Annotated in this window: 10 protein-coding genes, 3 pseudogenes and 1 other annotated feature; all 13 genes and pseudogenes read right to left on the reverse strand. The window is 37.0% G+C overall.

All coding sequences use genetic code 11. The annotated features are described in order from the left end of the window. Positions 1 to 44 precede the first annotated feature (44 nt). Positions 45 to 2,114: an elongation factor G gene (gene fusA / locus JCM7501_RS11275; RefSeq protein WP_028992520.1), complete on the reverse strand. Its 2,070-nt coding sequence runs from the start codon at positions 2,112 to 2,114 to the stop codon at positions 45 to 47. A gap of 49 nt (positions 2,115 to 2,163) precedes the next feature. After that, positions 2,164 to 2,634 (reverse strand): 30S ribosomal protein S7, encoded by a 471-nt coding sequence (gene rpsG / locus JCM7501_RS11280; protein WP_028992519.1) that lies wholly within the window; start codon positions 2,632 to 2,634, stop codon positions 2,164 to 2,166. 79 nt (positions 2,635 to 2,713) lie between these two features. After that, a pseudogene (gene rpsL, locus JCM7501_RS11285) lies at positions 2,714 to 3,087 on the reverse strand (30S ribosomal protein S12). A gap of 53 nt (positions 3,088 to 3,140) precedes the next feature. Then, a complete protein-coding gene (locus tag JCM7501_RS11290) occupies positions 3,141 to 3,395 on the reverse strand; it encodes a ribosomal L7Ae/L30e/S12e/Gadd45 family protein (protein ID WP_028992518.1) in 255 nt (84 codons plus the stop codon). A 170-nt stretch (positions 3,396 to 3,565) separates the two neighbouring features. After that, positions 3,566 to 7,117 (reverse strand): annotated as a pseudogene (gene rpoC, locus JCM7501_RS11295) (DNA-directed RNA polymerase subunit beta'). A 42-nt stretch (positions 7,118 to 7,159) separates the two neighbouring features. Further along, positions 7,160 to 10,864 (reverse strand): annotated as a pseudogene (gene rpoB, locus JCM7501_RS11300) (DNA-directed RNA polymerase subunit beta). A gap of 218 nt (positions 10,865 to 11,082) precedes the next feature. Then, positions 11,083 to 11,460 carry a 50S ribosomal protein L7/L12 gene (gene rplL, locus JCM7501_RS11305; protein ID WP_028992515.1) on the reverse strand — a complete coding sequence of 126 codons (378 nt, stop codon included), beginning with the start codon at positions 11,458 to 11,460 and terminating at the stop codon, positions 11,083 to 11,085. Between the two features lie 33 nt (positions 11,461 to 11,493). Beyond that, complete coding sequence (gene rplJ, locus JCM7501_RS11310) at positions 11,494 to 12,027, reverse strand: 50S ribosomal protein L10 (RefSeq protein WP_012995923.1); 534 nt, start codon at positions 12,025 to 12,027, stop codon at positions 11,494 to 11,496. Positions 12,028 to 12,039: 12 nt separating this feature from the next. Continuing rightward, positions 12,040 to 12,162: a sequence feature (ribosomal protein L10 leader region), on the reverse strand. Positions 12,163 to 12,210: 48 nt separating this feature from the next. Continuing rightward, positions 12,211 to 12,903 carry a 50S ribosomal protein L1 gene (gene rplA, locus JCM7501_RS11315; protein ID WP_012995924.1) on the reverse strand — a complete coding sequence of 231 codons (693 nt, stop codon included), beginning with the start codon at positions 12,901 to 12,903 and terminating at the stop codon, positions 12,211 to 12,213. Positions 12,904 to 12,950: 47 nt separating this feature from the next. Continuing rightward, positions 12,951 to 13,373 (reverse strand): 50S ribosomal protein L11, encoded by a 423-nt coding sequence (rplK, locus tag JCM7501_RS11320; protein ID WP_012995925.1) that lies wholly within the window; start codon positions 13,371 to 13,373, stop codon positions 12,951 to 12,953. Positions 13,374 to 13,414: 41 nt separating this feature from the next. After that, entirely contained in the window at positions 13,415 to 13,939 is a 525-nt protein-coding gene (nusG, locus tag JCM7501_RS11325; RefSeq protein WP_028992514.1) for a transcription termination/antitermination protein NusG, read from the reverse strand. Between the two features lie 31 nt (positions 13,940 to 13,970). Further along, positions 13,971 to 14,168: a preprotein translocase subunit SecE gene (gene secE / locus JCM7501_RS11330; RefSeq protein ID WP_028992513.1), complete on the reverse strand. Its 198-nt coding sequence runs from the start codon at positions 14,166 to 14,168 to the stop codon at positions 13,971 to 13,973. 29 nt (positions 14,169 to 14,197) lie between these two features. Beyond that, a complete protein-coding gene (gene rpmG / locus JCM7501_RS12800; RefSeq protein WP_004402360.1) occupies positions 14,198 to 14,347 on the reverse strand; it encodes a 50S ribosomal protein L33 in 150 nt (49 codons plus the stop codon). Between the last annotated feature and the right edge of the window lie 134 nt (positions 14,348 to 14,481).

Genomic DNA, 14,481 nt, shown 5'->3' on the forward strand with positions numbered 1-14,481 from the left:
TTTTGTCCTCTCAAATTTTTGCTTCGCCATCCTTTTTTCCTCCTTTATTTCTTTTCTAAAATTTGATCAGCAATATTTTTAGGAACTTCTTCATAGTGATGGAACTGCATAGTGTAAGTTCCTCTTCCTTGAGTTTTTGACCTTAAATCAGTAGCATATCCAAACATTTCAGCTAGTGGTACAAATGCTCTTATAACTTGAGCTCCAGCTCTTGCTTCCATTCCCTCGACTCTTCCACGTCTTGAATTTATATCTCCTATTATATCTCCCATGTATTCTTCTGGAACAACAACCTCCACTTTCATGATAGGTTCCAAAAGAACAGGGTTTGCCTTTTTCATACCTTCTTTAAATGCTATAGAACCAGCTATTTTAAATGCCATATCCGATGAGTCAACTTCATGGTAAGATCCGTCTACCAATGCCACTTTTACATCGATAACAGGATATCCTCCAAGGACACCGTTTTGCATAGCTTCTTGAATACCTGCGTCAACTGCGGGAATATATTCTTTTGGAATAACTCCTCCCACAATGCGATTTTCAAAGGTATAACCTTCTCCACGAGGAGCTGGTTCCATCTCCAACCATACATGACCATACTGACCGCGTCCGCCGGATTGCCTAATAAATTTCCCTTCAATTTTGACCGGTTTAGTAATAGTCTCTTTGTATGCAACTTGAGGCTTACCTACATTACAATCAACATTAAATTCCCTTCTTAACCTATCGACAATTATCTCCAAGTGCAATTCTCCCATACCAGCTATTATTGTCTGCCCCGTTTCTTGATCAGTATATGTCTTGAAGGTTGGGTCTTCTTCAGCTAGCTTTAATAATGCCATAGTCATTTTCTCTTGAGCAGCTTTAGTCTTAGGTTCTATAGCAACTGAAATAACTGGCTCTGGAAAATCCATTGATTCTAAAAGTATTGGATGATTCTCATCACAGAGAGTGTCTCCTGTTGTAGTATCTTTCAGCCCAACAGCTGCAGCTATATCGCCTGTGTAAACAGCCTCCATTTCTTGTCTGTGGTTTGCATGCATTTGAAGAATTCTACCTATTCTTTCTTTTTTACCTTTTGTGGAATTTAAAACATAAGACCCCGCACTCAAAGTCCCTGAATATACTCTAAAGAAAGCAAGTTTGCCTACGTAAGGGTCCGCCATAATTTTAAATGCTAGCGCTGAAAAAGGTTCTGAATCATCAGCTTTCCTCTCTATTTCTTCCCCTGTGCCTAATGCCATGCCTTTTACCGGTGGCAAATCAAGTGGAGAAGGAAGATATCTCACTATCGCATCCAGCATTGGCTGAATTCCTTTGTTTTTGTAGGAAGATCCACAGACGACTGGGACTAAATCACCATTTATAGTTCCTTTTCTTAAGGCTGTGTGTATCTCCTCTTCAGTTATTTCTTCTCCTTCTAAATATTTTTCTAAAATGGTTTCATCTTGCTCAGAAACTGCTTCTAATAACTTTTCTCTATACTCTTCAGCCAAATCTTTTAACTCGTCAGGTATTTCAGTTTCATCCATTACAGTTCCTAACTCATCCTCATATATTATTGCTTCCATTTTAACCAAATCTACAATCCCTTTGAAGGTATCTTCTTTCCCTATAGGAATTTGTATAGCTACAGGATTAGCCCCCAATCTTTCTTTTATCATTTTTATTACATTGAAAAAGTCAGCGCCTATTATATCCATTTTATTAACATAGGCAATTTTTGGCACATGATATTTGTCAGCCTGTCTCCACACAGTCTCAGATTGAGGCTCAACACCCTCTTTTGCAGAAAAAACCGCAACAGCTCCGTCTAATATTCTAAGAGACCTTTCAACTTCTACAGTAAAGTCCACGTGTCCTGGCGTATCAATAATGTTTATCTTATGACCTTTCCAATAACAAGTAGTAGCCGCAGAAGTTATGGTTATACCTCTTTCCTGCTCTTGGGCCATCCAGTCCATTGTAGCAGTACCTTCATGGACTTCTCCTAACTTATGGACTTTCCCTGTATAAAAAAGTATTCGCTCGGTAGTAGTGGTTTTCCCTGCATCTATATGCGCCATAATACCAATGTTCCTAACTTTATCTAAGCTGTAATCTCTTGGCATCTTCCATCCTCCTTTCTTGTCTCCTAGATTCACTACTCCCTATAGAAAACTACCATCTATAATGAGCAAAGGCTTTATTAGCTTCTGCCATCTTATGGGTATCTTCTTTCTTCTTAACACTTCCACCAGTGTTGTTCGCAGCATCCATTATTTCTGCTGCTAACTTTTCCATCATAGATTTGCCATTTCTTTGTCGCGCATACTCAACAAGCCATCTTATCCCAAGAGATAACCTTCTTTCTGGTCTTACTTCCATAGGAACTTGGTAAGTAGCACCACCTACTCTTCGTGGTCTTACTTCAAGAACAGGCATAACATTATTTAAAGCCTCTTCAAAAACCTCGAGAGGATCTCTTCCTGTCTTTTCTCTTATTATGTCAAAAGCTCCATAACAAATTTTTTGAGCCAAGCTCTTTTTGCCATCCCACATTACCTTATTAATTAGTTTTGAAACTTTTTTGCTATTATATACAGGATCAGGAAGGACCTCTCTTCTTTCTGCCTGACCTTTTCTTGGCATCCTTTTCCCTCCTTTTGTGTAAAAACTTTACAATTATCAACTCTAAGGAAGAACATTTATATTTCCTTTTACTCTCATTTTACTTTTTAGGCTTTTTAGCGCCATATCTTGAACGAGCCTGTTTCCTATTGGCAACACCCGCCGCATCAAGGCTCCCCTGATAATCTTATACCTTACACCCGGTAGGTCTTTAACCCTTCCTCCTCTTACTAAAACTACAGAGTGTTCCTGCAAATTGTGACCTATACCAGGAATGTAAGCTGTAACCTCAGTACCATTTGTCAGTCTTACCCTTGCTATTTTTCGTAGCGCTGAATTTGGTTTTTTAGGAGTTGTAGTCTTTACTACAACACAAACTCCTCTCTTCTGAGGATTACCCTCTAAAGCTGGAGCAGCAGATTTATATTTTACCGGTTTTCTTCCATATCTAACCAATTGATTTATCGTTGGCATCGTCGCACCTCCTTCCAAATAAATCAAGAAATAATTACCCCTTAAAGGGGTAATTATTTCTTTTCAACTATAATATCCGCTGCAGCAGCAGCGCCTACATCAATACCACACATTACCCCAAGTTCTTTCATAGTATCGATGTACACTATTTTAATTGAATTTTCCTCACATAATTCTTTTATTCTCTTAGTAACGTGTTCTTCCGCATCTTTTGCAATGTAGACCTTCAGAACATTACCATTCGTTATCGCTTTTAAAGTCTGCTTCGCTCCAACCACCCGCTTAGAAGGGCAATCTTGTCCCGCCATTTACCTTCCTCCTATCAGACAGCGGTCTTTAACACACTTAATAATTTTATCATTAAGCAGTTTAGCTGTCAACAGTAGAATTTCATTGGTTCGTGTTAAGATTTTGTAGGTAATTTATATGTGCTACTTCATCCAGCAGAAATTTTATACGCACATTTCATTCCAAACCTTTAGTTACTTGCTTTTGTCTCTGTCTCTTCTTTTTCGTTATCTTGTCCTTTCTGTTGATCCTTAACTTTTTTAACAACAGAAATATTTCTATAACGTGACAAACCTGTTCCAGCAGGAATTAGTTTACCTATTATCACATTTTCTTTTAATCCCAAAAGCGGATCTACTTTACCTTTTATAGCTGCATCTGTAAGCACCCTCGTCGTCTCCTGGAAAGAAGCAGCTGATAAGAAAGAATCTGTTGCCAGAGCCGCCTTTGTAATCCCCAAAAGTGCTCTTCTTCCAGTAGCAGGCCGTAATCCCTTTTCAACCGCTTTTTTGTTTTCCTCTTCGAATTTAAACATATCTATAAGCTCTCCAGGAAGCATTGAAGTATCACCTGGGTCTTCTACTTTTACTTTTCTCATCATCTGCCTTATTATTACTTCAATGTGCTTATCATTTATTTCAACACCCTGCAATCTATAAACCTTTTGGACTTCTTGTAGCAAATAAGTCTGTACTGCAAATATTCCTTTTATCTTCAAAAGGTCATGAGGATTTACAGACCCTTCCGTCAACTCATCCCCAGCTTGAATCACTTGGCCATCATGAACTTTAAGTCTTGAACCATAAGGAATGAGATAAGTCTTAGAAATATTGTTTTCTTCATCCGTTACAATGACTTCTCTTCTTTTCTTTGACTCATTAATTCTTACAACACCGGAAATTTCAGAAATTACAGCAAGTCCTTTTGGTTTTCTTGCTTCAAAAAGTTCTTCTACTCTTGGAAGACCTTGTGTAATGTCAAAACCTGCTACACCACCCGTATGGAATGTTCTCATAGTAAGCTGTGTACCTGGTTCACCTATAGCCTGTGCAGCAATAATTCCCACTGCTTCGCCTATATTTACAAGTTCTCCTGTTGCAAGGTCTCTGCCATAGCACATCCTACATACGCCATGTCTCGACCTGCATGTCAAAAGTGACCTTATTTTTACTTTAGTAATACCTGCTTTTTCTATCTTTTCTGCTTCCACTTCGTTTATCAATTCATTTCTTCTGACAATTATATTACCTTCATTATCAACAACATCTTCAGCTGCAATTCTTCCTATTATTCTGTCAGTTAATCTTTCAATTATTTCGTTTCCTTCTCTTATTTCTTCTACATAAATTCCCTCATCAGTTCCACAATCTTCTTCCCTGACTATTACATCTTGGCTAACATCAACTAATCTTCTTGTTAAATAACCAGAATCTGCAGTCCTTAAAGCTGTGTCCGCAAGACCTTTCCTTGCACCGTGAGTAGATATGAAGAATTCCAACACATTAAGACCTTCTCTAAAGTTAGACCTTATAGGAAGCTCAATAATTCTTCCTGAAGGATCTGCATAAGCCCCTCATGCCTGCTAACTGTCTTATCTGGTTTTTACTTCCCCTTGCTCCTGAATGAGCCATCATAAATATAGGATTAAATTTGTCCAAACTCGCCATCAAAGCCTCTGTAACTTTTTCTGTAGTCATATTCCATGTTTTTATTATGCTCTCATATCTCTCTTCCTCAGATATGAGACCACGTCTGAATTGGCTTTCAATCTTACTTACCATTTCATCTGCTTCTTTTAGAAGCTTCTCTTTTTCTTTGGGTATTACCATGTCAGATACGCTAACAGTAATGGCTGCTTTTGTAGAATATCTAAATCCTAACTCTTTGATTTTATCAAGAGTTTCTGCTGTTTTTGTTGGTCCGTGTAATCTGTATACTCTATCTAAAATTTTCCCCAATTTAGATTTATCTACTAAATCATTAATTTCTAAGTCAAAAGCAGTTTCAGGATTAGATCTATCTACATAACCTAAATCCTGCGGAATTGCTTCATTAAATAGAATTTTTCCCACTGTTGTCTCAATTATTTTCGATTTTTTAACTCCATCAATTTCTTTTGTCATTTTTACTTTTATCTTCGCATGAATGTGAATGTATCCCAGTTGGTATGCCATAATAGCTTCTTCAGGACTTGAAAAATACTTACCCTCGCCTGGAACTCCATCTTCATCTGCTGTTAAATAATAGCAACCTAATACCATGTCTTGAGTAGGCGTCATAACAGGTTTCCATCTTGAGGCTTGAGTATGTTATTAGCAGCTAGCATTAAAAATCTTGCTTCAGCTTGAGCTTCCATTGAAAGGGGCACATGGACAGCCATCTGGTCACCATCAAAGTCTGCATTATAAGCTGTACATACAAGGGGATGAAGCTTTATAGCTCTTCCTTCAACCAACACCGGCTCAAAAGCTTGAATACCCAATCTGTGGAGGGTAGGAGCTCTGTTTAACAACACAGGATGTTCTTTAATAACTTCCTCTAATACATCCCACACCTCAGGCTTTACTTTTTCAACCATCCTCTTAGCGCTTTTTATATGCTGCGCCAAACCCTCGTCTACTAACTTCTTCATTACAAAAGGCTTAAAAAGTTCTAATGCCATTTCTTTTGGCAAACCACATTGATAAACCTTAAGTTCTGGCCCTACTACTATAACGGAACGCCCTGAATAATCTACCCTCTTACCTAAAAGATTTTGTCTGAATCTTCCTTGCTTACCTTTTAACATATCAGAAAGGGATTTTAAAGGTCTGTTGCCAGGACCTGTAACAGGCCTTCCTCTTCTTCCATTATCTATCAAGGCATCTACTGCTTCTTGCAACATTCTTTTTTCATTTCTCACTATAATATCCGGAGCCCCTAAGTCTAAAAGTTTCTTCAATCTATTATTTCTGTTGATTACTCTTCTGTACAAATCATTAAGGTCTGAAGTTGCAAACCGCCCACCATCCAACTGCACCATAGGTCTCAAATCAGGAGGAATTACAGGTATAACATCTAAAATCATCCATTCAGGGCGATTTCCTGAATCTATAAAAGCTTGCACTACCTCTAATCTTCTAATCGCTCTTACCCTTTTTTGACCAGTAGATTCCCTTATTTCAGCCTTCAATTCTTTGCTTAATTTTTCTAAATCTATTTCCTGTAACAATTCCTTTACAGCTTCTGCTCCCATCCCCGCTCTAAATCTATGTCCATATTTATCCAAATATTCTCTGTACTCTTTCTCTGACAATAACTGCTTTTTAGTAAGAGGAGTATCCCCTGGGTCAATAACCACATATGATACAAAGTATAACACTTTTTCCAAGGCTCTTGGGGACATATCAAGAAGGAGGCCCATTCTACTAGGAATTCCCTTTACATACCATATATGGGCAACAGGGGCAGCAAGCTCAATGTGCCCCATCCTTTCCCTTCTAACCTTAGACCTTGTCACCTCAACACCACATCTATCACAAACTACACCCTTGTATCTTACTCTTTTATATTTGCCACAATGACATTCCCAGTCTTTAGTAGGCCCAAAAATTCTTTCACAAAAAAGACCATCTCTTTCCGGTTTTAACGTTCTATAATTGATAGTTTCAGGTTTTTTCACCTCGCCTCTTGACCATTCTCTTATTTTTTCAGGAGATGCCAATCCTATTTTAATAGCTTCAAAATTTTTTAACTGAAACAAGGAGTGTCGCTCCTTTCTTCAATAAATTTTGGTTTTAACCAATCAAATATCAAAATCTTCTAAATCTAAATCATTATTTTCTATGTCAAAGCTATCAGGCTCAAAGTCAATATCCTCTGGCAAATCTTCGGTCTCTTCTTCGTAACTTTCTTCATATACTTCTTCTGGCGGCGTATCTTCGCGACCTTCTATGTTGATATTCAAAGTAGCATCCGGCACATCAGAATCGTCATCCTCTTCAAATTCTTTCAGCGGAATTTCTTGATTATCTTCCGTAATAACTTTGACATCCAATGCTAAGCTTTGAAGTTCTTTAACAAGTACCTTAAAAGATTCTGGAATACCTGGTTCTGGTATGTTTTCACCTTTGACAATAGCTTCATAAGTTTTTACACGACCTGCTACATCGTCAGACTTTACCGTTAAAATCTCCTGTAAAGTATGAGCTGCACCATATGCCTCTAGTGCCCATACTTCCATCTCACCAAATCTTTGTCCACCAAACTGAGCTTTTCCACCCAAAGGTTGCTGAGTAACTAAAGAATATGGTCCAGTAGACCTTGCATGCATCTTATCATCGACTAAGTGGTGAAGCTTCAGCATGTACATATAACCTACTGTAACTTTATTATCAAATGGTTCACCTGTTCTTCCATCGTACAATTGTACTTTGCCATCTGGAGAAAAACCCGATTTAGTCAAAAGTTCTTGTATATCGTCTTCCGTTGCTCCATCAAAAACAGGTGTAATAATCTCCCATCCAACGCCTTTGCCACAAGGCCCAAGTGAACTTCTAAAACCTGACCAATGTTCATGCGGGATGGAACACCTAATGGATTTAAGCATATCTGCAAAGGTGTACCGTCTGGCAAAAATGGCATATCTTCTATCGGAAGTATTCTTGAAATAACACCTTTGTTACCATGACGACCTGCCATTTTATCTCCAACGGCAATTTTCCTCTTTTGAGCGACAAATACTCTTACCATTTGGTTGACTCCTGGCGGCAATTCATCACCATTTTCTCTGGAATAAACTTTAACATCCACAACTATACCTGACTCACCATGAGGAACGCGCAAAGAAGTATCTCTTACTTCTCTTGCTTTTTCTCCAAAAATAGCTCTTAAAAGTCTTTCTTCAGCCGTAAGTTCCGTCTCACCTTTTGGAGTAACTTTACCTACCAATATGTCACCAGCTGTAACTTCCGCACCTATGCGTATTATACCTCTCTCATCTAAATCTTTTAAAGCGTCTTCCCCTACATTCGGGATTTCTCTCGTAATCTCTTCTGGACCTAGTTTAGTATCTCTAGCTTCTGCATCGTATTCCTCAATGTGAATAGAAGTTAAAGAATCATCCTTACCAATTCTTCACTTATCAAAATAGCATCTTCATAATTGTAACCTTCCCAAGGCATAAATCCTACTAAAACATTTTTTCCAAGAGCGAGTTCACCATGGTCAGTAGAAGGTCCATCGCATATAACTTGCCCTTTTTTGACTTCATCTCCTTCATTTACAATAGGTCTTTGGTTTATACAAGTTCCCTGGTTTGACCTCTTAAATTTAAGTAAATTATACTCATCTTTTCTACCATCCTTTGTTCTAATTACAACTTTATCAGCAGTTACCTTTTCTACTACTCCATCGTTTTTCGCTAATACTACTACGCCAGAATCAACAGCCGCCTTATATTCTATACCTGTTCCAATTATTGGTGCTTCCGTTTTTATAAGTGGTACTGCCTGCCTTTGCATGTTAGAACCCATCAAGGCTCTATTAGCATCATCATTTTCCAAGAAAGGGATCAAAGAAGTAGCCACAGACACTATCTGTTTTGGTGAAACGTCCATGAAATCCACTTCAGTTGGAGGTACAGCTATTATCTCTTCTTTTAATCTACATACCACTTTATCATTAATAAATCTGTTGTTTTCATCTAATGGTTCATTAGCCTGAGCTATAATATATTCATCTTCTTCATCTGCAGTCATATATACAATTTCATCTGTAACTGTACCTGTTGTCTTATCTACTTTCCTGTACGGAGCTTCGATAAATCCATATTCATTAACGCGAGCATAAGTAGTCAAAGATCCAATCAAACCTATGTTTGGTCCTTCAGGAGTTTCAATAGGACAAATTCTTCCATAGTGGGAATAGTGCACATCTCTTACCTCAAATCCTGCTCTTTCTCGGCTAAGACCACCGGGACCTAAAGCACTTACTCTTCTTTTATGAGTAAGTTCTGACAAAGGATTAGTTTGGTCCATAAATTGAGAAAGTTGTGAACTTCCAAAAAATTCTCTAATGGCTGCAACAACCGGACGAATATTTATAAGGTTTTGAGGAGTAATTTCATTCACATCTTGGATTGTCATTCTTTCTTTGACTACTCTTTCTAATCTCGCAAGTCCAATTCTAAATTGGTTTTGCAATAACTCTCCTACAGACCTGAGTCTCCTATTTCCTAAGTGATCTATATCATCTATCGAACCTATTCCATAGGCTAAATTTAATTGATAATTTACAGTAGCTATAATGTCATCCTTAGTAATATGCTTAGGAATAAGTTCATCTATTCTATTTTTTATTTCATTTATCACTGCCTCTTCATCGGAGAAATTGTCTAGTATTTCTTTCAACACACTTAAATTTACGGCTTCTTTTATATTTAAGCTAGACACATCATAAGGCATAGGATATTTATTTATGTCTACCGTATTATTGCCTATTACTTTCACTACCTTACCTTCTACTAAAACTTCTACTTCATTTATACCACAATTTTGAATTTCTTCTGCCTTTTCTTTTGAAATTTTTTCTCCTTCCTCTACTAATATCTCACCTGTAACAGGATTGACAATTTTTTTTTGCACTTTTTTAAGTTTGCAATTCTCGCTTTTAACGCAAGTTTTTTATTAAATTTATAGCGTCCTACCTTTGCCAAATCATACCTTTTTGCATCAAAAAATAGCGCATATAAAAGGCTTTTGGCACTCTCAACAGTAGGCGGCTCCCCTGGTCTTAATCTTTTATAAATTTCTATTAAAGCCTCTTCTTCTGATTTTGTAGTATCTTTATCTAAAGTAGCCTTAAGTTTTTCTTCTTCCCCTAAAAGGTCAAGAATTTGAATATCACTACTATATCCCAAAGCCCTTAATAATACGGTAATTGGAACTTTCCTCGTCCTGTCAATTCTAACATATACTACATCATTTGAATCTTCTTCATATTCTAGCCAAGCTCCTCTATTTGGAATTACAGTTGCAGAAATTAATCTTTTGCCAAATTTATCAAACTGCTGTTCATAATATACTCCGGGAGATCTCACTAACTGACTTACAATTACACGTTCTGCTCCATTTATGATAAAAGTACCTTTTTCGGTCATTAATGGGAAATCCCCCATAAATACTTCAGATTCCTTAATTTCCCCTGTTTCCCTATTGGTAAGACGCACTTTAACTTTCATCGGTACTGCATATGTAGTGTCTCTATCTTTACATTCTTCTACAGAATACTTGGGGGTATTTTCTAATCTATAATCCACAAATTCCAAAGCCAAATTTCCCGTAAAGCTCTCTATTGGGGAAATTTCTCTAAAAACTTCTCTCAATCCCTCCTCTAAAAACCATTTGTAGGACTTCTTTTGAACTTCAATAAGGTCGGGCATCTGTAGAACTTCATCAATTTTGGCAAAGCTCATTCTTGTCTTGTTGCCCACTTGTACAGGACGTACCATCCGTTTCACCCCTTAAAAAATGTAAATTACCAAAAGTTTAAAAACTTTTGGATTTCGCATAAAATAACCCTATTTTACCATTATTATTCACCAGCAGTCCTCATCTTATACATATATTGACAAATAAAAAAGGCGACTATTAATGCAATTTATTATAATAGCACAAGAGTAGATTTATGTCAACAATTCCCCATAAAAAATAAGGCAAACTTTTGCCCTTATTTTATTTCTACTTTTGCACCAACTTCTTCGAATTTTGCTTTGATTTGATTTGCCTCATCCTTGCTTACTCCTTCTTTAACCGGCTTTGGAGCACTTTCTACTAAATCTTTTGCTTCTTTTAGCCCTAAACCTGTTACTTCTCTTACAACCTTGATAACTTTTATCTTGTCACTACCTACTTCCTGTAAAATAACATCAAATTCTGTTTTTTCTTCAGCTGGTGCTCCAGCTGCTGGTGCTCCAGCTGTTGGTGCTGCTGTTACTAGAGGAGCTGCCGCAGATACACCAAATTCTTCCTCCAAAGCTTTTACCAACTCGGCTAATTCTAAAACTGTCATATTTTTTATGGCTTCCAAAATTTCCTCTTTGCTCATTTTTTCTACCTCCATCTTAAAATTTTTTTATTTTCAAGCTTCAGCTTGCTTTTTCTCTTTCACTGCATTTAAAGCATAAAGCAGGCTTCTCAAAGTACCAGACAACACAAAAACAAGGTTGGTAATAGGAGCTTTCATGCTGCCCAAAGCTTTCGCCACAAGCTCTTCCCTTGAAGGAAGCTTTGCTAAAGCCTTAATTTCCTCAACTGTCACTAACTTTCCATTTACAAGACCTGCTTTTAACTCAATACCCTTGTGATCTTTCATAAATTCCACAAGAACTTTAGCAGGCGCAACAGGATCATCATATCCAAAAGCTACAGAAGTTGGTCCTTCAAAATACTTAATTAAATCATCTCCATAACCTAGTTCCTTAGCTGCAATAGTCATTAAAGTATTTTTGTAGACTTTGTACTCAGAATTAGCTTCTCTAAATTTACGCCTTAAAATTGTATCATCTTCTACAGTTAGTCCACTAAAGCTTGAAAAAATCACAGTTTGCGCTCGTGACAATTTGTCTTTAAATTCTGCTACGATTTGTTGCTTTTTCTCTTTTGTGGTTCCCACCTTCCCACCTCCTTAAAAATTTAAAAAGGATCCCGTAGACATGAGGATCCCCTTTGGGAATTTATTTTAAAAAACCTCGGTGGGATTTACGTGCAATAGCACACCCACTGTCTACGGTCTTTCGTATTCAATTTCAACGTCACTTATTATACATTACATCTCGTTAATAGTCAACAACTTTTATTAAAAAATCTTTAAAGGATTAACCTTCACACCTGGACCCATTGTAGAAGATAACACTACACTTTTGATGTATTGTCCTTTTGTAGCTGCCGGTTTGGACTTGATTATAGCATCCATAACTGTCCTGAAATTTTCTAATAACTTTTCTTTCCCAAAGGATTTTTTCCCTATGGGAACGTGAATTATGCCTCCTTTATCTACCCTATACTCAATTTTACCAGCTTTAATTTCTTTAATAGCTTTTTCTAAATCAAACGTCACAGTACCTGATTTAGGATTTGGCATTAATCCTTTTGGTCCTAATATTTTACCTAATCTACCTACAACTCCCATCATGTCAGGGGTTGCCACTACAACATCATAATCAAACCAATTCTCATTTTGTATTTTTGCCACTAATTCTTCTGCTCCAACATAATCAGCACCAGCTGTTTCTGCTTCTTTAGCTTTTTCACCTTTTGCAAAAACTAATACTTTCACACTTTTTCCTGTTCCATGAGGAAGTACTACTGTACCTCTTACTTGTTGGTCAGCGTGCCTTGGGTCAACACCTAATCTTACGGCTAAATCAATAGTTTCGTCAAAATTCGCTTTTGCAGTTTTCAAAACAATATCCATTGCTTCATCACTGGAATATTGTTGTGTCTTGTCATATAACTTTAAGCTCTCTAAATATTTTTTTCCGCGTTTCAATTTTCTAACCTCCTTGTGGTATTATCGGACTTTCCTCCCACTTATTTTTATACAATCTCTATACCCATGCTTCTTGCAGTACCTGCTATCATTCGCATAGCAGCTTCTATATCAGAAGCATTCAAATCCCTCATCTTGATTTCAGCAATTTCTCTGAGCTGCTCTTTTGTAATTTTCCCAACTTTTTGTTTATTAGGTTGCGGAGAACCTGATTCTATTCCAGCTGCCTTTTTAAGTAGCACAGCCGCCGGTGGAGTTTTAGTTATAAAACTAAAGGACCTATCCGAATATATTGTAATAACAACAGGAATTATTAGCCCTGCGTCTTTGGCTGTTCTTTCATTAAATTCCTTGCAAAAAGCCATTATATTAACACCATGAGGTCCTAACGCAGTACCTACTGGTGGCGCAGGAGTAGCTTTTCCTGCTGGCAACTGTATTTTTACAACTGCTGCCACTTTCTTTGCCATGACTACACCTCCTTATAAAACTAAAATGACTTTTCACTTTTTTATATTTTTTGAAGTTGTACAAGGTCAAATTCAACCGGTGTCTCTCTTCCAAACATAGAAATTAAAACTTTCGCCTTTTGTCTTTCCGGATAAATTTCTTCTACTACTCCAATAAAATTTTCGAAAGGTCCTGAAATAACCCTAACCGTATCTTTTACATTAAAGTCAACTGCAGTTGGAATCTCTTTTATTCCTAAAGCTCTAACTTCTGCTTCAGTCAATGGTACCGGTTTAGAACCAGGACCTACAAATCCTGTAACACCCCTGGTATTTCGCACTACATACCAAGTATCATCTGTCATAATCATTTTCACCAAAACATAACCCGGAAAAATTTTTTTCTCAACAGTTTTCTTTTTTCCATCTTTTATTTCAACAACTTTTTCCGTAGGAACAATAATTTGGTGAATTAAATGCTGCAAATTTCTATTTTCTACTATTTTTTCTAGGTTAGCTTTAACTTTGTTTTCATATCCAGAATAGGTATGAACCACATACCACTTTGCATTTTCTTTTTCTGACATAGTCAATCTTGGGGACTCGCCCCAACCTCCTTTAAACTTTAATAATGAGCTTTAAAAGATAACTAAAAACTGAGTCAATTAAAAAAATGAATACTGTAAAAAAAGCCATTACTATTAGTACAATTTCAGTGTAAGTTATCATGCTTTCTTTACTTGGCCATGTCACCTTTTTCATTTCTGCCCTTACATCTTTAAAAAATTTGACAAATTTTCTTCCTTCACCGGCCATTTCCTCACATCCTCTTGAAATTTTAAAACCTACTTAGTCTCTCTATGCAAGGTATGCTTTTTGCAGAATTTGCAATATTTCATTAGTTCTAATCTATCAGGGTCATTCTTTTTATTTTTTGTGGTATGGTAATTTCTATTCTTGCACTCAGTACACGCCAACGTAATTTTTACTCTCAATTATTACACCTCCCGGTGATTCGGCTGCTTAGTCAAATTTATCATAAATATAACTTCTTGTCAATCACCACAAGCAAAATAAAAAAGTACAAATTTAACTCAAAAGAAGCCAGGTTTGAACCCGGCTTCTCTTT

Origin of the sequence: Thermoanaerobacter thermocopriae JCM 7501 (assembly GCF_001310975.1) — a bacterium.
Taxonomy (GTDB): domain Bacteria; phylum Bacillota; class Thermoanaerobacteria; order Thermoanaerobacterales; family Thermoanaerobacteraceae; genus Thermoanaerobacter; species Thermoanaerobacter thermocopriae.